Consider the following 21,773-nt stretch of genomic DNA (forward strand, 5'->3'; position numbering starts at 1 on the left):
AGCAGCATGCTCGACATGGAGTTGATCCGGAAGGATCGCGAGGCGGTGGCGACCGCGCTGGCGAAGCGTCTGGATCCCGCCGAGGTCACCCGTGCCCTGGACGAGATCCAGCGGCTCGACCAGGAACGCCGCGCCCTGATCACGGAGATCGACGCCGAGCGGCAGCGCCGCAAGGCCGAGGCCCGGGCGTACGCGCAGGCGAAGCGGGCCGGCGAGGAGCCGCAGGCCGCCGCGCCGGAGGCGGAGCGTCAGCAGCTCGCCGAGCTGGAGTCCCAGCTGGACGAGGTGCAGGCCCGGCTGCGCGACGCGATGAGTGAGCTGCCCAACCTGCCCAGCGACGATGTCGTGGCCGGCGGCAAGGAAGCCAACCGGGTGGTGAAGACCTTCGGCGAGCCGCCGGTGATCGAGAAGGTCCGCGACCACGTGGAGCTGAGCCGCGCGTTGGGCCTTGTCGACTACGAGCGCGGGGTCAAGCTCGGTGGGTCCGGTTTCTGGATGTACACCGGGGTCGGTGCCCGGCTGGAGTGGGCGCTGCTCAACTACTTCGTCGACCAGCACATCAAGGCCGGCTACGAGTTCCTGCTCCCGCCGCACCTGCTGCTGGACTCGGCCGGCTTCGCCGCCGGGCAGTTCCCCAAGTTCTACGACGACGTCTACCACCTGGACTCGGCGTCCGCCCCGCGTGGCCAGTTCCTGCTGCCCACGTCGGAGACGGCGATCCTCGGCGCGTACCAGGACGAGATCCTGGAGACCCCGAAGCTGCCGCTGAAGGCGTTCGCGTACACCCCGTGCTACCGGCGGGAGTCGGCCGGTTCGCACTCGGACGAGCGCGGCACGGTGCGGGGGCACCAGTTCAACAAGGTGGAGATCTTCCAGTTCACCCTGCCGGAGCAGGCCGACGCGGCGCTGGAGGAGATGCTCGCCCACGCCGAGAGCCTGGTCGAGGGGCTGGGTCTGCACTACCAGCGCACGTTGCTCTCGGCCGGTGACGCCAGCGCCTCGATGAAGAAGACCCTCGACATCGAGGTGTGGATGCCGAGCACCGGCAAGTACAAGGAGGTGTCGTCGGTCTCCTGGGCCGGCGACTACCAGGCTCGTCGGGCGGCCATCCGTTACCGCGAGCCGGGCGGCAAGCAGACCCGCTTCGTGCACACCCTCAACGGGTCGGCGCTGGCCACCAGCCGGCTCTTCCCGGCCATCCTGGAGCAGTACCAGCAGGCCGACGGCAGCGTCCTGGTCCCCAAGGTCCTCCAAGATCGCCTAAACACCGACCGCCTAACCCCCCGCTAACCCCGCCCGTTCCCGGCGTTGATCATGAAGTTATTGCCCCTCACCTCGGCGTGTCAGGGCAATAACTTCATGATCGACAGGGTTGGCGCGGGGGCGCCTCGTCAGGGCTGCGGTGAGGAGGAGGGCCACTAGGGCGGCTCCGAGCAGGATGGGGCCGATGACGTCCAGGGTGGTGGCCAGGGTTTGTTGTAGGTGGGACGCCGCTTGGATTACCGGGTCTTTGAGGGCGTCGCGGCGGCCGGCGGCCAGCCGTAGCTCGTACCAGCCGTACCAGGCGACGTATCCGCCGGTGAGCAGCAGCACCAGGCCACTGAGGCGGGGCACCAGCGCGCCGGCGACGCGCAGCCGGGCCACCAGGCCGTCGCGCAGCAGCGCCACGCCGAGCGCGGCGACCGCGACCACCAGCCCCATCCCGAGGGCGTACGCGCCGAACAGCGCCAACCCCTGACCGGTCGAGCCGGCCTGGAGGCTGGTCACCACGATGGCCAGGAACGGCGCGATGGCGCAGCCGAGTGACGCCAGCGCGTACGCCGCGCCGAACAGCGCCATCGAGGGCCAGGACCGGGTCAGCCGAGGCGCCCGGGCGGACCAGCCGGGGGCGGGCAGCCGCCGACCGGCGAGCAACCAGCAGCCGGCCACCAGCAGCAGCACGCCGAGCGCCACCGTCAGCCACGGCAGCCGGGGCCGCAGCCAGCCGGCCAGCGGCGCGAGCGCCAGGCCGAACGCGCCGAACACCAGCACGTACCCCACTGTCAGCCCGGCCGCCGCGGTGAGCGCGCGGCCGACCGCGCCGCGGGTGTCCGACCCGGCGACCAACAGCGAGAGGTACGCGGGCAGCAACGCGAAGCCGCACGGGTTGACCGCGCCGAGCATGCCGGCGGTCAGCGCGAGCAGCAGTGTGGCGGTCACGCCCCGGCCAGTGCGGCGACCTTGGCGGTGAGCGCCTCACCGTCGAGGAAGCCGTGGTGGACGACAGTGCCGTTCCGGTCGATGATCACGAAGATGCTCTGCTCGGTCACCTTGAACCGCTTCCAGAGCGCGCCAGTGGTGTCCTCGATCTGCGGCGTCGCGCCGAGGTCGAACTCGGTGACGAACTCCTTCATGGCCTTCCGCTCGCCCAGCCCGGCGACGCCGACGATTGGCACCGTGTCCCGGTACCGGGGTTCGATCTCGGCCACGGTCCAGGCCTGGCTGGCACAGGTGGCGCACCACGGCGCCCAGAACCACAGCACCACTGGTTTGCCGGCGAGTCGTGCCGCGTCGAACGCGGCCCCACCGAGGGTGGTCCCGGTGAAGCGCAGCACGTCCGGGACCTGCGCCGCGGGTGATCCGCCGGTCGGGGTGGGCGCGGCGTCGGCCGGCGGGGGCGGGGTGCCGGTCGAGGCCGGGGCCGATCCGGCGGCGGCGGGCCCACCCGGCGCGGTGCCGGTACAGGCGGCAACGCCAAACAGCGCCACCACGAGCGCTCCGGCGGTGGCGGCACGGCGAAGCCGCCGGGCCCCTGTCCACGCCCTGCTGATCCGCATCCGCTTCTCCGTTCCGGTCCGGAAGGGACCCCTGCTGGGCCTGAGGCTTCGCTATTCGGCCTTGGCGAGTCGGAGGGCCAACTCCGGGCAGACCTTGACCGCCTTCAGCGCGCCCTCGCGCAGCCAGGTCGGCACGGGGGTGGCCGGGAAGGCGGGATATCCGTTCGCGTCGAGCCGGATGAAGTCCGGTACGACGTGCGCGCAGAGGCCGTGCCCGTCGCAGCGGGACCAGTCCAGTGTGAGCTTCTGCGGGTTCGCGTCGGGTGCGCCCGGCAGCCCCATCACGCCCTTGACCCGTCGGCCACAGCCGTCGCCGGTGCTGTGCAGTCGCAGGTCCTCGGCGAAGACCTCGATCGCGGAGAGCGCGAAGCGGGCGGTGCCGTCCGGGTGGCTGCACGCGCCCCGGCCCTTCACCTCGCCGGCGGCGGCGCGCACCACGTCCGCCGGTTGGCTGCCGGCGACGGCCAGGTCCACGGCGCGGGCCAGGTCCGGCAGGCCCATCTTGCACGGCCCGCACTGGCCGGCGGACTCGCCGGCCAGGTAGCGCACCACCTGGGCGGCCTCACCGAGCGGGCAGGTGTCGACACCGAGCGGGATGATGATGCCCGCCCCGAGGGTGCCGCCGACAGCGGCCAGGCCCTTGCGGGAGACCTCGGCCGTCTCCGCCGCCTCCGGGGTGATCCACTTGCCGTGGTAGCCGCCCATCAGGATGCCCTGGGTGGCTGGCACCTCGCACAGGTCGAGGACGTCGCGCAGCGGCATGCCGGCGGTGCACTCCACCACCGCCGGTCGGCCCGCCGCGCCGGTCACGGTGAGCAGCACGGTGCCCGGCTCGTCGTCGGTGCCGAGCGCCGCGTACTCGTACGGGCCCAGTCGGGCGCCGATGGCGAGCTGGGCGTACGTCTCGGCGTTGGACAGCAGGGTGGGCAGGCCGCTGACCCCGGAGTCGCTGGAGCGCTTCTTGGTGCCCGGCGGGATGTGCGGCAGCCCGTTGATCCCGTTGACCAGTGCGCCGCCCTCGCCGGAGATGAACCGGTGCGGCACTGTGACGATCGTCGTCTGCACCGGCATCCGGCGCTCTTCGAGCGCATCCATCAGCGAGTCCCGGCCGACCCCGTCGTCCGCCACGCCGATCACGATCTCGTCGGCGTCCAGCGCGTACGCGGCCAGCGCCGCCCCGTCCAGGACCAGGTGCGGGGCGCGGGTCAGCAGCACCTTGTCCTTCCAGCTGGCCGGTTCCCCCTCGGTGGCGTTGACGACCACCACGGCGGCGAGGTCCTGCCGCTCGCAGGACTCCAGCACCGCGCGCAGTTTGCGGGCGAATGGGAAACCCGCTCCGCCCTTGCCCTTGAGCTGCATGCCCTCGGCGAGTTGGAGCAGCTGCGCCGGCTCCATCGGGCCGATCGGTCCGTGCACCTCCTCGTGCGCGAGCAGGTCGAGTCGGCCGTACTCGGCGAAACCGGCGGTGAGCCGCGGTTCGCCGACGCAGGCGACCGGTGGCACGGCGGTGCGCATCACTTCGCCTCACCCCGCAGCCCGGCCCAGTACGCCCCGTCCACAGCGTCGGCGCTGGCCTTGCGGCGCTTGGACTTGCCCTCGCCGGCTGCCCGTCGAGCACGGCGGGACGCCAGGTCGACAAGGGTCGGGGTGTCGTCGACGGGCGGCGCCACCTCGTCCGGCACGTACCGGGCCGGCGGGCGCCAGTAGTCCGGCTCCTCGGGCAGGTCGTCATCCGCGCTGTGCCGGCCGCTGCCGCTGCGCGGCGCCGACGAGATCGGGCTGCTGGAGACCGGGCCGGCGGAGATCGGCTCCACGGAGATCGGGCCGGCGGAGATGGGGTCGTCGGCCTGCCACCGGCGTGGGCTGTCCCACGGCTCCTCGGGCTCGGCGAGGGTCGGCTGCGGTGGCGCCGAGTAACGGCTGCCGTCGTCCTCGTCGCGGGACCGGCGACGGGACCGCTCCGAGGTGACCTCGTCGGCGCGTCGCCGGCCGGTCGGTACGTCCTCGTCCCGGGTGCGGGAGGCGCGTCGCCGGCTCACCGGCTCCAACTCCTCCTCGTCGCGTCGGAACGTGCCGGTGTCCTCCACGCTGCGGCGGGCCGATCGGCTGGTGGTGGTCTCCTCGGTCCGCCGGCTGCGCGAGGACCGTTCGGTGTCGCGGCGGGCCGCCGGCTCCTCCTCCCGCCGACGTCGGCTCGGCCGGGTCGGCTCGACGAGAGAACCGGGCTCGGGCACCACCGGGACGGTGAACCGTTCGGGGTCACGTCGCGCGGCCGGCGCGGCCCAGGTGGCGGTGGTGGTCTCCGCCCAGGCGGGACGCTTGTCGGCGGCCTTGCTGCGCCGACCCAACCCGGCCAGCAGCGATCGGGCGGTCTTCGCCTCCTCGGCCCGGCCTGCCATCACCGCGTTGCGGACCGCTGCCTGGTGCTGCTCGCGGCTGCGCCGACCGATGGTGACCGAGAACCGGACCAGCAGGGCCAGCACCACCAGCAGGATGCAGCCGAGGTAGCTGAACAACACCCAGGGCGCTGCGGCCCGACCGGCGTTGAGGCCGTGAAAGACAGCGAACGGCCAGGCCAGGTACGCGGTGGAGTGCAGCGTGCGCCACAGCCACTTCGGACCGACGCCGGCGAAGCGGGCCCTGATGATGCCGGTCCAGATCACGCTGACCATCAGCAGCGCGGCCACGGTGCCGAGCCCGACGTAGAGCCCCCGGCCGCCGACGAACGGCACCAGCGCGTCGGTCGCCGCCGCCCGCCCGGTGGCGATCTTGGTGAGGACGTGGAAGCCGAGCCCGGCCACGCCCAGCACCCCGGTGGCCCGGTGCGCCGACTGCATCAACACCCGGTGCGAGATTCGCAGCACCAGCCGGTCGGTGGCGAGCAGGCCCAGCATCACGGTGAGGCTCAACGCCACCAGGGAGACCACCCCGGCGAAGAACTCGGTGAAGAAGAAGCCGTACGCGTACGCCGTCTGACCGACGCCGGTCAGCATGATCGCCGCCCAGAGCGCGGCGAGCACCGACGCGATCAGCAGTGCGCTCGCCGACCGCGACGGGGTACGCACCCCCCGACTGCTGGCGCTGGTCCGGACCGTCGCCGCCTTCTTGTCCTGCTGTGCCCGGGCCATCTGCTCCTCGATCGTCTCGCGGCGGCGTACCACCGGCCGACCCCTGCTCCCCCATCCAGTACGGACCGGCGGGGCGCGCGGATCACCCGCCGACGGAAATTTCTGGGCCGAAATCGAACCGAGGGGCGCGGCCGTGCGTTGTACCCGCTCCCACCCACCGATCTGGACAGCGACGAACGTCCATGCGTTGACAGTCGCTGCAACACGCTTGTAACCTTTCAGCAAATTTCAGCCAAGCTTGCAAGATTTCGGCAAGCCGGCACTCCCCCACCGCACCACCACCCCCGCTCCCGCTCCCGTCAGGAGTCCCCATGCACCGACGTCGACGCGGCTCGGCGCTCCTCGCCCTCGGCCTGATCGCCAGCCTGCTCGTTCCCACCGCAGTGACGGCACCCCCGGCCGTCGCCGCCCCGTCCGGCGGCAAGAAGGTCATCGTCCAGCTCTTCGAGTGGAACTGGCCCTCGGTGGCCAGCGAGTGCCAGAGCACCCTCGGCCCCAAGGGCTACGGCTTCGTTCAGGTCTCGCCCCCGCAGGAGCACGTGCGGGGCAACCAGTGGTGGCTGGCGTACCAGCCGGTCAGCTATCGGATCGAGTCCCGTAAGGGCACCCGGGCCCAGTTCCAGTCGATGGTGAACACCTGCCACGCGGCCGGGGTCAAGGTAATCGTCGACGCGGTGATCAACCACATGTCCGGTCAGGACAACGGCGGCACCGGCTGGGCCGGCTCGTCCTACTCGCACTACGACTACCCGGGCATCTACCAGACCCAGGACTTCCACCACTGCGGGCGCAACGGCGGCGACGACATCGCCAACTACAACGACCGGTACGAGGTGCAGAACTGCGAGCTGGTCAACCTGTCGGACCTGAAGACCGAATCGGACTACGTCCGCACGAAGATCGCCTCGTACCTCAACGACCTGCTCTCGCTCGGCGTCGACGGCTTCCGGATGGACGCCAGCAAGCACATGCCGGCCGCCGACATCGCCGCCATCAGGGGCAAGCTGTCCCGCTCCGCGTACATCGTGCAGGAGGTCATCCACGGCGCCGGCGAGCCGGTGCAGCCGACCGAGTACACCGGCAACGGTGACGTGCACGAGTTCCGCTACGGCAAGGACCTGGCCCGGGTGTTCCGCTCCGAGCGGTTGGCGTACCTGCGCAACTTCGGTGAGGGCTGGGGGCACCTGCCCACCGGCCCGGCCTCGGTGTTCGTCGACAACCACGACACCCAACGCGACTCCGGTGGGGTGCTGACCTACCGCGACCGGGGCATCTACGCGCTGGCGAACGCCTTCATGCTGGCCTGGCCGTACGGCTCCCCGACCGTCATGTCCAGCTACACCTTCAGCAACCGGGACGCCGGCCCACCGTCGGACGGCGCCAACAAGACGCTCAACACCACCTGCTACTCCGGCTGGGAGTGCGAACACCGCTGGCCGGTGATCGCCAACATGGTCGGCTTCCGCAACGCCACCGAGGGCGCCGGCGTGGCCAACTGGTACGACAACGGCAACAACCACATCGCGTTCAGCCGCAGCGGCAAGGGCTTTATCACCGTCAACGACGAGGACGCCGCTGTGAACGGTCGCTCCTACTACACGGGGCTGCCCGCCGGTCGATACTGCGACGTCGTCCACGGCACCTACGCGGGCGGCACGTGCAGCGGACCGGTGATCACGGTGGACGGTAGCGGCTGGTTCGCGGCGAACGTGCCGGCGCACGACGCCGTGGCCATCCACATCGGCGCGCGAATCTGATTCGACAGGGGCCTCCGGACGGCGGGTCTCGCCGAACCGGGGGCCCCGAAGCATCAGCCACCATAGAGTGGTTTCGTGCCGTTTGACCGAAAGACTCCGTACCGTCGTCGCGGCGTCTGGGTGGCCGCCGCGATCGGCGTACCCGCGCTGCTGGTGACCGCGCTGCTGGTCGGCCAGGCCCTCACCCCCAGCTCGACGGCCCCGGACGACCGCAACGTGGTGGTAGCCGACCCGACTCCGAGCAGTGTGGACCAGAGCCCGGAGGAGTCGATCCCCCCGGCCGCGCCCGCCCCGGACGGGCTGCCGGTGGTCGACTACGACCCCGCACCCGGAGGGTTCCCCGCCGACCCGGACACCATGGACGTCACACCGCTGACCGACGGCGTGCACCCGACCAGACGGATCGCCGCGTACGACGCGCCCGGCGGTCGGCCGCGCGCCTTCCTCGAACCGACCATCCGCGGTGTCGAGCTGACAATGCCGATCGCCCAGCGGCGCGCCGGCTGGACGGCCGTCCTGCTGCCCTCGGCCAACCGCCAGCTCGCCTGGCTGCCGCCCGGCGGGTTCGAGACGGTGCCGCTGCGCGACCAGATCGTCGTGGAACGCAAGGTCCACCGGCTCACCTGGTACCGGGCCGGCAAGGCGGTACGCACCTGGGAGGTCAGCCTCGGCCAGTCGGGCCAGGAGACTCCACTGGGGCGGACCTTCATCCTGGGCCGCACCCCACCGCCGGAGGAGGTCTACGGCGGGGTGGACATCTACGCCCTCGGTTCGGTGCCCGACGACCCGGAGTCGGTGCCGTCCGGGCTGCGCGGCGCGCACATCGGGGTGCACACCTGGCACCATGACGGCGAGCTGGGCGAGAACACCACAAACGGCTGTATCCGGCTGACCCGCAGCGGTCAGCGGGAACTGCTCGCCGAGGTCCGTCCCGGCAGCAGCGTCGTCGTGGTCGACGAACTGGCCGCCCCGCCGCCGACCGCCTGAGCGCCGGCCGGCATCGTCACTCGCCGAGCAGCCAGCCGTTCTGCTCGGCGACCCGGATCGCGTCGGCCCGGTTGCGGGCACCGGTCTTACCGATCGCCGCGGACAGGTGGTTGCGTACCGTCCCCTCGGAAAGGTGCAACGCCCTGGCCAGGTCGGCGGCGCTGCCACCGCCCCGCGCGGTCCGCAGCACCTCGGTCTCCCGCTCGGTCAGCGGGCTGACCCCGGCGGCCAGCGTCTCCGCGGCCAAGGTCGGGTCGACCACCCGCAGTCCGGCGTGCACCCGGCGGACCGCGTCGGCGAGCTGCCGGGCCGGGGTGTCCTTGACGACGAAACCGCTCGCACCGGCCTCCATCGCCCGGCGCAGGTAGCCGGGTCGACCGAAGGTGGTCACCACCAGCACCCGACAGGTCGGCAGCGCGGCCCGCAACGCCGCGGTGGCGGCGATCCCGTCCAGGCCGGGCATCTCCACGTCCAGCAGGGCGACGTCGGGAGCGCTGCGTCGAGCCTCGGGCACCACCTCGTCGCCCCGGCCGACCTCGGCGACCACCGTCAGGTCCTCCTCCAGCGAGAGCAGGGCGGCCAGCGCGCCCCGGACCAGCGCCTGGTCGTCGGCGAGCAACAGCCGGATCGGCGTGGACCCGCCGCTCACCGGGCCTCCTCCGGCGCGTGCACCCGCAGCAGAAAGCCGTCACCCGCCGGCCGCCGGCCGACCGTCACCACCGCGTCCAGCCGCCGCGCCCGCTCCCGCAGGCCCACCAGCCCGTGCCCACTCGGGTCGGGAGTGGACGGGCCACGGCCGTCGTCACTGATCTCGACCCGATCCGGGTGGACCCGGATCACGCAGCACCGCGCCCCGCTGTGCCGGACCACGTTCGTCACCCCTTCCCGTACCGCCCAGCCGAACAACCGGTCCCACTCCTCCGGCAGATCCGGCACCTCGGCCGACACGTCCGCCGCTATGCCCGCCGCGGCCAGCGCGGAGCGTGCGCCGGCCAGCTCCGCGGCGAGACTGACCTCGCGGTACGCCCCGACCGTCTGTCGTACGTCGGCCAGCGCGGCCCGGGCCAGCGCCTCCACCTCGGCGATCTCGGCGGCGGCCCGCTCCCGGTCGACCTCGATCAGACGCCCGGCCAACTCGGCCTTGATCGCCACCACTGTCAGCGAGTGCCCGAGGATGTCGTGCAGGTCCCGGGCGGCGCGAGACCGCTCCTCGGCGACCGCGAGCCGACCGATCTCCTGTTGGGCGGCGCGGAGTTCGCTGTTGCGCTGCGCCAGCCGCGACACCCCGAACATGGCGAACGAGGCGAGCAGCACCGCGAAGACGATGCCGTTCTCCGCCTCCCATCCCGGCACCAGCCAGGACGCCAGCACGGGGGTCACCGCGCAGAGCACCACGGCGGCCAGCGCCTCCCACGGCGGCAGCAGGAACACCGCCGCCGCGGCCACGTAGACCAGGGTGGCCAGCCAGTCCCCTTCGGTGCCCGGAAGGCTGGCCAGGCCCACCGCGAGCAGCAGCGCCAGCCCGACCCGCGCCCGGCCCGTCGGAATCGGCAGCATTGACTGGCGCAGCTTGCGGGCCCACTGGAACAGCAGCACGTAACCGATGCCGAAGACGACCAGGGCCACCACACCGAGGACCCGCCGCCACGGCTCCGGCTGGTGCAGCGCGGTGGCGAGCGGCACGTTGAGGAAGAACAGCCAGACGGCGGCCAGCAGCCAGCCGGTGACCCGCCAGTGGCGGCTCACCGGCCAGGGCTGCCCGGTCGAGAGGTCCATCGGGTTCACGCTAGCTGTCGCTGCCGGTCAGACCCGCGCGGTGTCCCGGCGGAACAGCCGGGCCGCGCCGACGCCGAAGAGCAACGCCCAGACGACGAGGTTCGCCACCGCCGCCATGCTCACCCCGTCGCCGGTCAGTGGGGCGCGGGCCAACACGCCCATGCCGTACACCGGGGTGAACGTCGCGACCTGCTGGAGCACGTCCGGCAGCACCTCGACCGGGACGAACAGCCCACCGAACATGGCCAGCACGGCCAGGACGGGGCCGATGATCTGCATGACGTTCTCGGCCGGCGCCAGGTAGCCGATGAAGAGACCGAACGCGGCGAAGACCAGCGAGCCGACCCAGGCGGCGAGCCCGGACAGCAACCAGACGTACGCCGGGACGCGGACGCCGGCCACGGCGCCCACCAGGAACTCGATGACCACAGCGAGCAGACCGAGACTCATCGCGGTGATCAGCTTGGTCGCCACGTACGCCGCCGGGCGCAGCGGGGTGAGCCGCAGTTGCCGGCTCCAGCCCAACGCCCGCTCGGTGGCCACCGCGCCACCGACGCTGGTGGTGGCCACCATCGCCGCGTAGACGGCCAAGCTGATCATCACGTACGCCGTCACCGGCCGACCGTTGTCCAGTGACTGCCCGCCCTGCGGCAGGCCGAAGATGAGGAAGAAGACGCCCGGCATGATCAGCGTGAAGGCGAGGGTGCGGCGGTTTCGCAGCACCCGGCGCAGCTCGATGCCCAGGGCGCCGGGAGCGAACCCGCCCAGCGCGGGCAACCGACGGTCCGGCTCGGTGACAGCGGCGCGGGTGGGGGTGGAGGTGGTCATCTCAGGCTCCGCTCTGCGCTGTGGTCAGGGCGAGGAAGGCGTCCTCGAGGTTGCGGGAGGTGATCTCGACATCCCGGGCTGCCGTCCGGGTCAGCAGGTGCCGGGCGACGGCGTCGGAGTCGCCGGTCCGCACCAGCACGCTGTCGCCGCGCACCTCCACTGCGTCCACGCCGGGCAGGGCGGCGAGCGCGGCCTGGTCGGCGCCGGGCAGGGTGGCCCGCACGGTACGGCCGGCGGCCAGGTTCTTGATCTCCGCGGTGGTGCCGTCGGCGACGATGCGCCCCTGCCGGACCAGCACGATCCGGTCGGCGTACGCGTCCGCCTCGTCGAGGTAGTGGGTGGCGAAGATGACGGTCCGTCCGCGCCGGGCGTCACGGCGCAGGGCCTGCCAGAAGTCCCGCCGACCCTCGACGTCCATGCCGGTGGTCGGCTCGTCGAGCACCATCAGGTCCGGGTCGGGCAGCAGGGCCAGCGCGAAGCGCAGTCGTTGCTGCTGACCGCCCGAGCAGCGCCCGACCACCCGGTCGGCGATGTCGGTGATACCGGCCCGCTCCAGCACCTCCGCCGCCGGTCGGGTGTGCCGGTAGAAGTGGGACGTCATCCGTACCGTCTCGCCCACTGTGAGGTCCTTGAGCAGCCCGCCGGTCTGGAGTACGGCGGCGACCCGACCTCGGGCCACCGCGTCGTCAGGGGTGCCGCCGAGGACACGGACGGTGCCCGTGTCCGGACGGGACAGCCCCAGCAGCATGTCGATGGTGGTGGTCTTGCCCGCGCCGTTCGGGCCGAGGAACGCCACCACCTCGCCGGGCTGCACCCGTAGGCTCAACCCGTCGACAGCGGTGACCGCGCCGAAGCTCTTGGTGAGGCCGTCCAACTCGACAGCCGGATGCGTACTGGTCATGCCACTGATGCTCCGGTGGGGCGTACCCCGGTGCCCGGAGCGGTCGTCACGCCCCGACCGTGACATTTGTCAGGGCGGCCGGATTCCGGACGGGCACAGCGGGTAACCGCCGGGCCGAGCCGCGACACCGGGAGGACGCGATGGGTGCCACGCCGCAGGGTCAGGTCGACACGGTCGTGCTGATCCACGGGCTCTGGATGACGCCGCGTAGCTGGGAGGGGTGGGCCCGGCGGTACACCGAGCGCGGCATGCACGTCATCGCCCCCGCCTGGCCCGGCATGGACCGGTCAGTGGAGGAGTTGCGCGACGATCCCGGCCCGATCGCCGAGCAGAGCATGGCGACGATCGTGGCGCACTACGACCGGATCATCCGGGCGCTGCCCCGACCGCCGATCATCATGGGGCACTCGTTCGGCGGCCTGTTCGCCCAGGTCCTCGCCGACCGGGGTCTCGGCGCGGCGGTGGTGGGAGTGCACCCCGCTGCGGTGAAGGGCGTGCTCAAGGTGCCGCTGAGTCAGCTCCGCTCGGGCTTTCCGATCCTGCGCAGCCCCGCCAACCGGGGCAAGGCCGTCCCGTTCACCCCTGACGACTTCGCCTACACCTTCGGCAACACGATGAGCCGTGAGGACTCCGACCGGGCCTGGCGGCGCTACGCCGTCCCCGGCGCCGGTCGGGTCTTCTTCGAGGGCGCGTTCGCCAACCTCGACCCGCGCTCGCCGGCCCGGGTCGACGTCGGTCGCAACGACAGGGCGCCGCTGCTGCTGATGGCCGGCGAGGTCGACCACGTGGTGCCGGCGTCGGTGGTCCGCGCCAACGCCGGGCTCTACCAGAAGTCCCGGGCCCTCACCGCGTACGAGCAGTTCGCCGGCCGATCACACTTCACCGTCGGCCAGGACGGCTGGGAGAAGATCGCCGACTACGCGCTGGACTGGGCGCTGCGCGCGGCGGCCCTGCCCCGCGAGATGACCATCGCCAGCGAAACCCCCCGCCGCTGATCGGAGCTCGGTTCGGAGGTCGACCGGCCCCTGGTCGGGGCCACCCACCACCTCAGCCGGCCGCCGCACAACCACCTCGGCGCACTGGGTGCGGGGCCGAGTGGCCAGGTCGATCGAAGGCGGTATACCTCGGGGGCATTCTTATGACTCAGAGGTATACCGCTCACCGGGACATCCGGCGACACGGGTCCAGCTTGGGTCAGGTGGGCATGCCCCCGGTCTGGCGGGGTATCTCGGTGGGATGAGGGCCAGTTTCCGGCTTGGCCGGGTCGCGGGAGTGCCGGTCGGCGTCAACTGGAGCGTGCTGGTCATCTTCGCGTTGATCGCGTGGGGGTTGGCCGCGAACCAGTTCCCCCGTTCGTACCCCGACCGTTCATCGGGGGCGTACCTGATCGCGGGGCTGGCCGCGGCGGTGGTCTTCTTCGTCGGCCTGCTCGCCCACGAGGTGTCGCACGCGGTGGTGGCCAAGCGCAACGGGCTGGAGGTCGACGGCATCACGCTGTGGCTGTTCGGGGGCGTCGCCGAGTTGCGGGGCGAGCCGCGCGACCCGGGCGCGGAGCTGCGGATCGCGGGCGTCGGCCCGCTGGTCAGCTTGCTGATCGGGGCGTTCTTCGGTGCCATCGCGGCGCTGCTCGCCCTGGCCGGGCAGGGCGGGCTGCTGTTCGGGGCGGTGGCCTGGCTGGCGGGGATCAACGTGCTGCTGGCCGTCTTCAACGTGCTGCCGGCCGCGCCCCTGGACGGTGGCCGCTTGCTGCGCGCCGCGGTCTGGAAGGCCACCGGTGACCGGACCCGCGCGTCGGTGGTCGCCGCCCGGGCCGGCTGGGTGCTTGGTGTGCTGCTGATCGGCCTGGGGTTGTGGCAGTTCCTGTCCGGTGTCGGGTTCGGCGGGCTGTGGCTGGCGCTGATCGGCTGGTTCCTGATCGGAGCGGCCGGGATGGAGGAGCGGCAGGCCCGCACCGGCACCGCGCTGCGCGGGATTCGGGTGGGCGATGTGATGACCCCGCAGCCGCAGACCGCCTCGGCGCAGATGACTGTCGCGGACTTCGTCGACAACTACCTGTTCGCGTACCGGCATTCGGCGCTGCCGCTGACCGAGGACGGCCGGCCGACCGGCCTGGTCACCGTCGACCGGGTGCGGGGCGTGCCGCCGGAGCGGCGGGCGTCGACCACGCTGGCCGAGGTGGCCTGTCGAGCCGACGAGCTGGTGTTGGCCCAGCCCGGTGAACAGCTCAACGACCTGCTCCCCCGGCTCTCCGAGTGCGCCGACGGCCGAGCCCTGGTGGTAACCGAAGACGGCCACCTGACCGGCATAGTCTCCCCCAGCGACATCAGCCGCGCCGTCCAACGCAGCACCCTCCGCACCCCCACCCCCTCCCCCTCCCGGTGACCCACACCCACACCCCCACCCCTCCCGGTGATCATGAAGTTATTGCGCCGACACGCCGCGCCGGGTGGCAATAACTTCATGATCAACGAAGGTAAGAGGGGTTAGGAGTGGGGGCAGGTGTTTCGGTACTCCTGGATGGTTGACGAGGCGGGGGGTGCGGGGCAGAGGAACTGGTCGTAGCGGGTGTCGTCGTCCACGAAGCGCTTCAGCCAGGAGATGCTGTACTTGGCGACCGTCACGTTCGTCGAGGTGGGCGCGGAGTGGCTGGCGTTGTTGAGTTCCAGGTACGCCTTGTCCAGCGTGGACGGCAGGCTGGTGTAGAAGGGCTCCGAGTGCGACGAGACCGGCGCCACCGAGTCGTTCTCCGCGCCGACCACAAGCGTCGGCACCCGTACGCCGGACCAGTTCTTGACGGTGTGCCAGCCGGTCAGCGGGATCGCGGCCTGAAGCTGCGGTCGTGAGTTCGCCGCCGAGAGGCTGCCGCCGCCGCCCATCGAGTGCCCCATCACGGCGAGCCGGTTGCGGTCGATCCGGGTACGCACGCCGCTGGTGTTGGTGAGGTAGTCCAGGGCTGCGAGCAGTTGCGTGCCCCGGCTGGCCGGCTGGTCGTAGCGGGACAACGTGTCGATCGTGATCACCACGAAGCCCTGCGAGGCGAGGCGTGGCCCCAGCCAGGCCACGCTGGACTGGGTGGCGGTGTAACCGGGTGAGATCGCGACAGCGCCGAAGGTGCCCTCGGCGGTGCTGGTCGGGTAGTAGATCGTTCCGCCCCGGAATCCGCTGACGCTGGAGGCGGCGACGGTGCTCTGGGCGATGGCGAACGCGCCTCGACTGGCCTCGATGCTGGCCACTGTGGGGGCCGGGCCGCGCTCGTACGGGCTGGCGGCGGCGTGGGCGGCGGGCGCTGCGCCCAGTCCGGCGCCGAGCACGGCCAGGGCGAGCGCCCACCGCAGACCGCGGCGGGGGCGGCGGGTGACTGGTTCGGGGGTGATGGCGGGTACGGGCTGCATGTCTCGCTCCGAGGGGGTGGAGCCGACGGTCCCGGGACGGGGACCGGACGATGAGACTCATCGACAGACATCAGTGTCTGTCCGGGGTCTTCCACCCACCAATCCCAGCCGCCCCATGCCACAGCGCTATGGCACGCGCTCGGTCACCGGGGGAAGTAGCGGTCCAGGGCGTCGGTGCGGAACGTGCCCTTCGGGTCCAGGTCCGCCACGAGCGCGGCGAAGTCGGCGTACCTCGGGTAGCGGGCGGACAGCTCCGCCGGGTCGGTGACGAAGACCTTGCCCCAGTGTGGGCGGGCAGCGAAGGGCGCCAGCCGCTCCTCCACGGCGGCCACCACGGGCAGCACCGCCGCGGTGTCGTCGACCCAGGTGAAGTGCAGCACGAAGCTGTCCCGCCGGTAGTTCGGGCTGAGCCACAGCTCGTCGGCCGCCACCGTCCGCAGTTCGGACACCAGCAGCACCGGGGCGATCAGGTCCGCCAGGTCGTCCAGCGCGGCGAGCGCGTCCGCCGCCGCCGTACGGGCGACGTGGTACTCGGACTGCAGTTCGTCGCCGCTGCTCGGGGTGAAGCCGAGCTTGAAGTGCGGCAGCCGCTCGTGCCACGGGCCCGGCTCACCGAGCTGCGGGGTGCAGTTCTCCGCCGGCATCCCGAGCACCGGGTGCCGGGGCTGGTCGGCGGCTGTGGTGCCCAGCCAGTCCGCCGAGGGTGGTGGCTGGTCGGCCAACTGCTTGCGCCACACCTCGCGCAGCCGGGGCGTACGGAAGTCGGTGAAGACACTCACGCTGTACGCCGAGCCGAGCGCCTCGTCCAACGCCGTCCGGTCCAGGTCGAGGCGTACGTACTGGCGCAGCGCGAAGGTCGGCACGACGTCCAGGGTCACGCGGGTGACCAGGCCGAGCGCGCCGAGCCCGACCACCATGCCGGCGAACGTGTCGGTGTCGCGGTCGACCCGGAGCAGATCGCCGTCGGCGGTGACCAGTTCCAGACCGGCGACAGCGCTGGCCAGGTTGCCGTGGGTCTGGCCGGAGCCGTGGGTGGCGGTGGCCACCGCACCGGCCACCGAGATGTGCGGCAGCGAGGCGAGGTTCGCCAGCGCGTACCCCTGGGTGTGCAACTGTCGGGCGAGGTCGCCGTAGCGCAGCGCGCCGCTCACGGTGACCTGTCCCCGCTCGTGGTCCACCTCGACGACCGGGGGCAGCCCGGCGAGGCTGACCAGGTCACCGTCGGTGTCGCCGAGACGGTTGAAGGAGTGCCCGCTGCCCACCGCCCGGATCCGGCTGCTGCCGGCGACGAGCTGGCGTAGTTCCTCGATCGAGGTGGGGCGGTGGAACGCCTTCGCGGCGTACCGCACGTTGCCGGCCCAGTTGCGGCGCGGAACCTCGGTGGTCGACGCGGCGTGCGATCCCTGCGCGGTCATGTGGCGGTCTCCCGATCGGTGCTCTGGTGGTCGGCCAACGCGGTGACGAGGGCGTCCAGAACCGTATCCGTCTGGATGGTGCTGTAACCACGTTGGGCGATCGGCAGACCGGCAGTGGTGGCCCGTTCGATCTCTCCCCGGGCCGCCTGCCGGGCTGACGCGTCCCCGGACATCAGCGCGTCCTGGCCGCGTCGGATCAACCGGTCGACCCGGTCCATCTGGTAGCCACGCAGGCCGACCGGGAGGTCCGGGGTCTCGAAGGCGGCACGACGCAGCGCGAGCAGGTCGACGAAACGGCCGCCGGCATATTGGGTGAGCGCGGCGGACACCTGCTCGGGCTGCTCACGGACCTGGTCAAGGACGAGCAATTCGACGGCCGCTCGGCCGTCGAGCGGGTGACGGGCGGTCACCGGCTCGATCGTCACACCCGGCACAGGCACCAACAGCAGTCGCGGCGGCTCCGGATGGCCGTCGCGTCGGGACGGCTCGTCGAGGACCAGGACGTCGACCTCGGCCCACCCGATCTCCCGACGCAGGCCGGGCCGCCGGATGCTGAGCCCGTCGGAGTGGATCCTGAACCGGAACGGCCGCATCGCGCTGACCAGTGCCACCGCGCCGAGCGCGATCGCCCCCACCGCGATGATCGTCCGCAGCAGGGCGCCCTCGCTGCGATAGACCAACAGCAGCACTCCACCGAGTACGCAGACCAGGGCGAGCGCACGGGCCCCCCGATTCCGGCGCAATTCCACGCTCGGACCCCCGTTTCATGACCGTGGCGTCGGTCCCGACATCTTCCGCCAGACCGGGCACCAAGGACACCGGTCGATCGGGCACGGTTGTTCTCGTCGTCGTCGGGGAACCCTACGCCCATGAGCAGCTACCGCGATCCGGCCGCACGAGGTGACGTCTTCCCCTCCGAGGAGGAACTGGACCCCACCGGCACCGAGGTCGAGCAGGCCAGCGCGCCGCCAGCCGGCGGGTTGCCGAGCCACCCGTCGCCCACCCCCGGGCCTCGACCGACACCGGCGCCCGCGCCCGCCCCGACGCCGGTGCCGGCACCCGGCCCGCCGCCGCGCGCCGGTGGCGCACAGTCGATCGTGACGCGTCACCTGGACGGCTCGGTGGAGGTGGTCACCGACCTCGACGGTGACGGCGTCGCCGACGTCGTCCAGATCGACGTGGACGGTGACGGGATCCCGGACATCACCTACGTGGACAGTGACCGCGACGGGCGTCTGGACACCGTGCTGGGCGACCCGAACGCGGTCGGGACGGGCGCCCACCGGGCCTGACCCGGGGGCGCGGTCGACTCAGAGCTTCGCCATCACCTCGCTGGCGACCAGCTCCAGGTGCTCCAGGTCGCTGAGGTCCAGCACCTGGAGGTAGAGCCGCTCGCTGCCGATCTCGGCGTACCGGCCGATGGTGTCCAGCACCTCGGCGGGCGTCCCGGCCAGGCCGTTTGCCCGCAGCTCGTCCGGTTCCCGGCCGATGGCGGCGGCCCGGCGGGCCACCTCGGCGTCGTCGCGCCCGCAGCAGAGCACCAGGGCGTTGGACCAGACCATCCCGGCCGGGTCCCGGCCGATCTCGGCGCAGGCCGCGCGGACCCTGTCGAACTGCGCCGCGGTGTCCGGCACCGAGGCGAACGGCAGGTTGAACTCGTCCGCGTAGCGGGCGGCCAGCCGAGGGGTGCGCTTCGGGCCCGTCCCGCCGAGCAGGATCGGAGGACGCGGCTGCACGGGCTTGGGCAGGGCGGGCGAGTCCCGGACCGGGTAGTGCCTACCGTCGTGGTCGAACCGCTCCCCCGGCGGTGTGGCCCAGAGCCCGGTGATGACGGCGAGTTGCTCCTCCAGCCGGTCGAACCGCTCGGCCAGCGGTGGGAACGGGATGCCGTACGCGCTGTGCTCCTCGGCGTACCAGCCGGTGCCGATGCCCAGCTCCACCCGGCCGCCGCTCATCTGGTCGACCTGCGCGACTGTGATCGCCAGCGGGCCGGGCAGCCGGAAGGTGGCGGCGGTCATCAGCGTGCCGAGCCGGATGCGACTGGTCTCCCGGGCCAGGCCGGCGAGCGTGGTCCACGCGTCGGTGGGGCCGGGCTCGCCGCTCACGTCACCCATCATCAGGTAGTGGTCGGACCGGAAGAACGCGCCGTAGCCGGCGTCCTCCGCGCAGCGGGCGACGGCGAGCAACTGGTCGTAGCTGGCACCCTGCTGGGGCTCGGTGAAGATCCGAAGTTCCATGATCCGAGCATAGGGAGCCGATGGGCGGTGCCGCGTCGGGACGGCCGCTGTCGTCGTATGCTTTGACAGTCATATGACGGAGGAGGCATATTGGGCAGGTGTCCACCGACGCCTTCACCGTCCTCGCCGAGCCCACCCGGCGCCGGATCCTCGATCAGCTCCGCGACGCCGAACGCAGCGTCGGCGAGCTGGTCGACGGGCTCGGAGTCAGCCAGCCGGCCGTCTCCAAACACCTGCGGGTGCTTCGCGACGCCGGCTTCGTCACCTGCCGGACGGCCGCCCGACAGCGGATCTACCGCCTCGACCCCGGCCCGCTGCGGGACGTCGACGGCTGGCTCGCCCCGTACCGGCGGCTCTGGGCCCGACACCTGGACGCCCTGGAACGGCACCTCGACAGTCAGGAGCAGTAAATGGACCGCGACGCGTTCCGCCCCAGCCCACCCGCCGACGTGCGCGCCGACGACGGCGCGACACTGGTCTTCGTCCGCGACCTACGGCATCCGCCAGCCACCGTCTGGGCGGCGCTGACCGACCCGGACCAGCTCGCGCAGTGGGCGCCGTTCCTCGCCGACCGCGATCTCGGCCACGCCGGCACCGCCGTGCTCACCCTCGTCGACGGCGAGACGACCCAGGAGGACCCGGCGACGGTACGCAGGGCCGAGCCGCCGCACCTGCTGGAGTACACCTGGGGCGACGACCTGCTGCGCTGGGAGTTGAGCCCGCTGGGCAGCGGCACCCGGCTCACCCTGCGGCACACAGTCGCCGACCGGGGCCTGCTGCCGATGGTCGCGGCCGGCTGGCACCTCTGCCTCGACGTGGCCGACCGATTGCTCGACGGCGACCCGGTCGGCCCGATCCGCGGCGCGGAGGCCAAGGACTACGGCTGGCCCGAGCTGCGCGACGCGTACGCCGAACGGCTCGGCGAGGGCTGACCGGTGCGGTCCCGGCGGCCCCGGAGCCCGGAGCCGCCGGAACCCGCTCAGACGTACGGCCGCTTGGCGTACGCCTCGCGGAGCGCGGCCAACCCGACGGCCTTCGGCGTCAGGGTGCCCCATCCGGAGTTGAAGTAGTTGGTGCGCACGATCCGTGGCCCACGCTCGGCGTTGAGCTGAGCGATCGCCGCCGGCACCGTGGCGATCCAGGCCGCCTGGTCCGGGATCTCGGCCGACCTGACCCCCCACTCGGCGATGATCACCGGTCGGGACAGCGCCACCGGGCCGAGATCCGCGACCGCCCAGTCCTTGGTACGCCGAAACCGGGCCAGCGCCGTGTGGCTGGCGTTGGTGCCGTACGCGTTCCACTGGAGATAGTCGAGGCGGGACATCAGCGACTCCGGGTGGGTGCGCTGAAAGCAGGCCCGGTCGAAGCCGCCCAGCCCCACCGAGAAGGTCGTCCCGGCCGGCAGCGTCCGCGCCTTGAACCACGTCAGGATGTAGTTCATCGCCTGCACCGCCCGAGCGTCCGACTCGGCCCAGGTGTACGCCTTGCCGTCCTCGGTGGTGCCGAACTCGTGATCGGTGTCCAGTTCCGAGGCGAGCTGGATGTTCACCCCGAAACCGAGCGTCCGGTACTGCGACAGGGCACGGGCCAGCAACCCGTCACACTGCCCCTTGATCACCTGGCCGTACCCGTACGCCTTCGGCCAGGTCGCGCCGGGCCGCTGCTGGATGGTCATCGTCGGCGCCGGCACCGTGTAGCTGGTGCCGTCCACCGTGAAGCTCTGCGGTCCGTAGTTCGGGGCGCCGTAGTGCTTCAGCTCCAGGACCATGTTCATCTGCACCCCGGCCTTGCCCAGGCTGACCAGCCAGGGCCGGTTGTAGCCGGGGAAGATGTAGCCGTCGGCGAGGCTGCGGTACTGGGTGAGTGACCGGAAGTTGCCGCCGGCCATGTCGGCGGTCGGATCGGCGCCGCCGGAGAGGTAGTAGCCGCCGAGCACTGGTTGGCCCAGGCTGTAGTCGGCGGTCGCCGTCGCGGTGTTGCCGGCGGCGTCGCGGACCTGGACGGTTACCCGGGGCATCACGCCACCGACCGATACACGGCCACGGAGCCGTTGTCGGAAACCCGGGTCCAGGTACGTCCGGAGTTGTCGGTGACGCTCACGCTGAGCGGGTCGATGACCGCCGTGACCTTGACCGGCGCGCTGCTGTTGCCCTGCGCGTCGGTGACCACGATGGTGACGGTCAGCGGTTTGGTGTCGGCGTCGGAGTAGGTGACTGTCAGCAGCATCTGGTCACCCGGCGCGAAGACGGATGCGTTCAGGGCTGCGGTTGCAGTGGGAGCGGCCATGTCGGGCCCTTTCTTGCTCGGTCGCCAGGGCTCCGACGCGCGGTTCAGCGACGTCGGACCCGGCGGGGTCCACAGTGCGAAAGGCCGGCGGGGCACGGGGACGGTAGGCACGACCGGCGGACGGCGCTGCCTGACTGCCGGTGGTACTGACGTCCTTGTCCCGATGGGCGGAGGCACCGCTGCGGGCGCCCGCAGGGGTGTCGGTGACAGCCACGGCCTGTCGTACGCGCGATCGGCACGGCGGCTGTGC

22 protein-coding genes are annotated in these 21,773 nt (G+C 72.0%); 8 read left to right on the forward strand and 14 right to left on the reverse strand.

What is annotated here, in order from left to right; all coding sequences use genetic code 11:
• Positions 1–6: 6 nt before the first annotated feature.
• Positions 7–1,290: a serine--tRNA ligase gene (gene serS / locus OHB44_RS26355; protein ID WP_238687302.1), complete on the forward strand. Its 1,284-nt coding sequence runs from the start codon at positions 7–9 to the stop codon at positions 1,288–1,290.
• Between the two features lie 30 nt (positions 1,291–1,320).
• Here the strand turns inward: serS and OHB44_RS26360 are convergent, their stop codons facing one another.
• Genes OHB44_RS26360 through OHB44_RS26375 form a run of 4 tightly spaced genes read right to left on the reverse strand, consistent with a single transcriptional unit; the run spans position 1,321 to position 5,977 of the window.
• Positions 1,321–2,199 carry a cytochrome c biogenesis CcdA family protein gene (locus tag OHB44_RS26360; RefSeq protein WP_330438530.1) on the reverse strand — a complete coding sequence of 293 codons (879 nt, stop codon included), beginning with the start codon at positions 2,197–2,199 and terminating at the stop codon, positions 1,321–1,323.
• The gene (locus OHB44_RS26365; protein WP_330438531.1) at positions 2,196–2,816 is read right to left on the reverse strand and encodes a TlpA family protein disulfide reductase; all 621 of its coding nucleotides are present in this window, start codon (positions 2,814–2,816) and stop codon (positions 2,196–2,198) included. Before OHB44_RS26365 ends, OHB44_RS26360 begins: the two co-directional genes overlap by 4 nt.
• A 51-nt stretch (positions 2,817–2,867) precedes the next feature.
• Entirely contained in the window at positions 2,868–4,331 is a 1,464-nt protein-coding gene (locus OHB44_RS26370) for an NADH-quinone oxidoreductase subunit NuoF family protein (RefSeq protein WP_266304758.1), read from the reverse strand.
• A complete protein-coding gene (locus tag OHB44_RS26375; protein WP_266304757.1) occupies positions 4,331–5,977 on the reverse strand; it encodes a ferric reductase-like transmembrane domain-containing protein in 1,647 nt (548 codons plus the stop codon). The genes OHB44_RS26370 and OHB44_RS26375 overlap by 1 nt, the downstream gene beginning before the upstream one ends.
• 278 nt (positions 5,978–6,255) lie before the next feature.
• Here OHB44_RS26375 and OHB44_RS26380 point away from each other — a divergent pair, with 278 nt between their 5' ends.
• Positions 6,256–7,701, forward strand: a complete 1,446-nt coding sequence (locus OHB44_RS26380) for an alpha-amylase (protein WP_330438532.1) — start codon at positions 6,256–6,258, stop codon at positions 7,699–7,701.
• A 75-nt stretch (positions 7,702–7,776) separates the two neighbouring features.
• Positions 7,777–8,688 carry a L,D-transpeptidase gene (locus OHB44_RS26385; protein ID WP_238687187.1) on the forward strand — a complete coding sequence of 304 codons (912 nt, stop codon included), beginning with the start codon at positions 7,777–7,779 and terminating at the stop codon, positions 8,686–8,688.
• A 16-nt stretch (positions 8,689–8,704) separates the two neighbouring features.
• Here OHB44_RS26385 and OHB44_RS26390 read toward each other — a convergent pair whose 3' ends face one another.
• The 4 genes from OHB44_RS26390 to OHB44_RS26405 are packed head-to-tail and all read right to left on the reverse strand — an operon-like array spanning position 8,705 to position 12,193.
• Positions 8,705–9,337 carry a response regulator transcription factor gene (locus OHB44_RS26390; protein ID WP_181539422.1) on the reverse strand — a complete coding sequence of 211 codons (633 nt, stop codon included), beginning with the start codon at positions 9,335–9,337 and terminating at the stop codon, positions 8,705–8,707.
• Positions 9,334–10,464, reverse strand: a complete 1,131-nt coding sequence (locus OHB44_RS26395; protein ID WP_238687186.1) for a sensor histidine kinase — start codon at positions 10,462–10,464, stop codon at positions 9,334–9,336. Before OHB44_RS26395 ends, OHB44_RS26390 begins: the two co-directional genes overlap by 4 nt.
• 27 nt (positions 10,465–10,491) lie before the next feature.
• The gene (locus OHB44_RS26400; protein ID WP_238687185.1) at positions 10,492–11,292 is read right to left on the reverse strand and encodes an ABC transporter permease; all 801 of its coding nucleotides are present in this window, start codon (positions 11,290–11,292) and stop codon (positions 10,492–10,494) included.
• Between the two features lies 1 nt (position 11,293).
• The gene (locus OHB44_RS26405; RefSeq protein WP_330438533.1) at positions 11,294–12,193 is read right to left on the reverse strand and encodes an ABC transporter ATP-binding protein; all 900 of its coding nucleotides are present in this window, start codon (positions 12,191–12,193) and stop codon (positions 11,294–11,296) included.
• Positions 12,194–12,333: 140 nt separating this feature from the next.
• Between OHB44_RS26405 and OHB44_RS26410 the strand changes: the two genes are divergently transcribed.
• Both OHB44_RS26410 and OHB44_RS26415 read left to right on the forward strand, forming a co-directional pair.
• Positions 12,334–13,188: an alpha/beta hydrolase gene (locus OHB44_RS26410; protein ID WP_238687183.1), complete on the forward strand. Its 855-nt coding sequence runs from the start codon at positions 12,334–12,336 to the stop codon at positions 13,186–13,188.
• A gap of 241 nt (positions 13,189–13,429) precedes the next feature.
• Positions 13,430–14,575 carry a site-2 protease family protein gene (locus tag OHB44_RS26415; protein ID WP_330438534.1) on the forward strand — a complete coding sequence of 382 codons (1,146 nt, stop codon included), beginning with the start codon at positions 13,430–13,432 and terminating at the stop codon, positions 14,573–14,575.
• Positions 14,576–14,676: 101 nt separating this feature from the next.
• Here OHB44_RS26415 and bdeA read toward each other — a convergent pair whose 3' ends face one another.
• The 3 genes from bdeA to OHB44_RS26430 all read right to left on the reverse strand — a co-directional run bounded on the left by bdeA (position 14,677) and on the right by OHB44_RS26430 (position 17,749).
• A complete protein-coding gene (gene bdeA / locus OHB44_RS26420) occupies positions 14,677–15,585 on the reverse strand; it encodes a bis(hydroxyethyl) terephthalate hydrolase (protein ID WP_330438535.1) in 909 nt (302 codons plus the stop codon).
• A 143-nt stretch (positions 15,586–15,728) separates the two neighbouring features.
• Positions 15,729–17,000 carry an FAD-binding protein gene (locus tag OHB44_RS26425; protein ID WP_238686946.1) on the reverse strand — a complete coding sequence of 424 codons (1,272 nt, stop codon included), beginning with the start codon at positions 16,998–17,000 and terminating at the stop codon, positions 15,729–15,731.
• Positions 16,997–17,749 carry a hypothetical protein gene (locus OHB44_RS26430; protein WP_238686945.1) on the reverse strand — a complete coding sequence of 251 codons (753 nt, stop codon included), beginning with the start codon at positions 17,747–17,749 and terminating at the stop codon, positions 16,997–16,999. The genes OHB44_RS26425 and OHB44_RS26430 overlap by 4 nt, the downstream gene beginning before the upstream one ends.
• Before the next feature lie 120 nt (positions 17,750–17,869).
• On the opposite strand from OHB44_RS26430, the gene OHB44_RS26435 reads away from it, so the two are divergent.
• A complete protein-coding gene (locus tag OHB44_RS26435) occupies positions 17,870–18,292 on the forward strand; it encodes a hypothetical protein (protein WP_330438536.1) in 423 nt (140 codons plus the stop codon).
• Positions 18,293–18,310: 18 nt separating this feature from the next.
• On the opposite strand, the gene OHB44_RS26440 is transcribed toward OHB44_RS26435, so the two are convergent.
• A complete protein-coding gene (locus OHB44_RS26440; protein WP_330438537.1) occupies positions 18,311–19,237 on the reverse strand; it encodes an LLM class F420-dependent oxidoreductase in 927 nt (308 codons plus the stop codon).
• A gap of 98 nt (positions 19,238–19,335) precedes the next feature.
• On the opposite strand from OHB44_RS26440, the gene OHB44_RS26445 reads away from it, so the two are divergent.
• Positions 19,336–19,647, forward strand: a complete 312-nt coding sequence (locus OHB44_RS26445; protein WP_285795479.1) for an ArsR/SmtB family transcription factor — start codon at positions 19,336–19,338, stop codon at positions 19,645–19,647.
• Positions 19,648–20,169: an SRPBCC family protein gene (locus tag OHB44_RS26450; protein WP_266304749.1), complete on the forward strand. Its 522-nt coding sequence runs from the start codon at positions 19,648–19,650 to the stop codon at positions 20,167–20,169.
• A gap of 47 nt (positions 20,170–20,216) precedes the next feature.
• Here the strand turns inward: OHB44_RS26450 and OHB44_RS26455 are convergent, their stop codons facing one another.
• Positions 20,217–21,254 carry a hypothetical protein gene (locus tag OHB44_RS26455; RefSeq protein WP_238686940.1) on the reverse strand — a complete coding sequence of 346 codons (1,038 nt, stop codon included), beginning with the start codon at positions 21,252–21,254 and terminating at the stop codon, positions 20,217–20,219.
• Positions 21,254–21,523: a hypothetical protein gene (locus tag OHB44_RS26460; protein ID WP_238686939.1), complete on the reverse strand. Its 270-nt coding sequence runs from the start codon at positions 21,521–21,523 to the stop codon at positions 21,254–21,256. The genes OHB44_RS26455 and OHB44_RS26460 overlap by 1 nt, the downstream gene beginning before the upstream one ends.
• Positions 21,524–21,773 lie beyond the last annotated feature (250 nt).

The organism is Micromonospora sp. NBC_00821 (assembly GCF_036347035.1).
GTDB lineage: Bacteria > Actinomycetota > Actinomycetes > Mycobacteriales > Micromonosporaceae > Micromonospora > Micromonospora hortensis.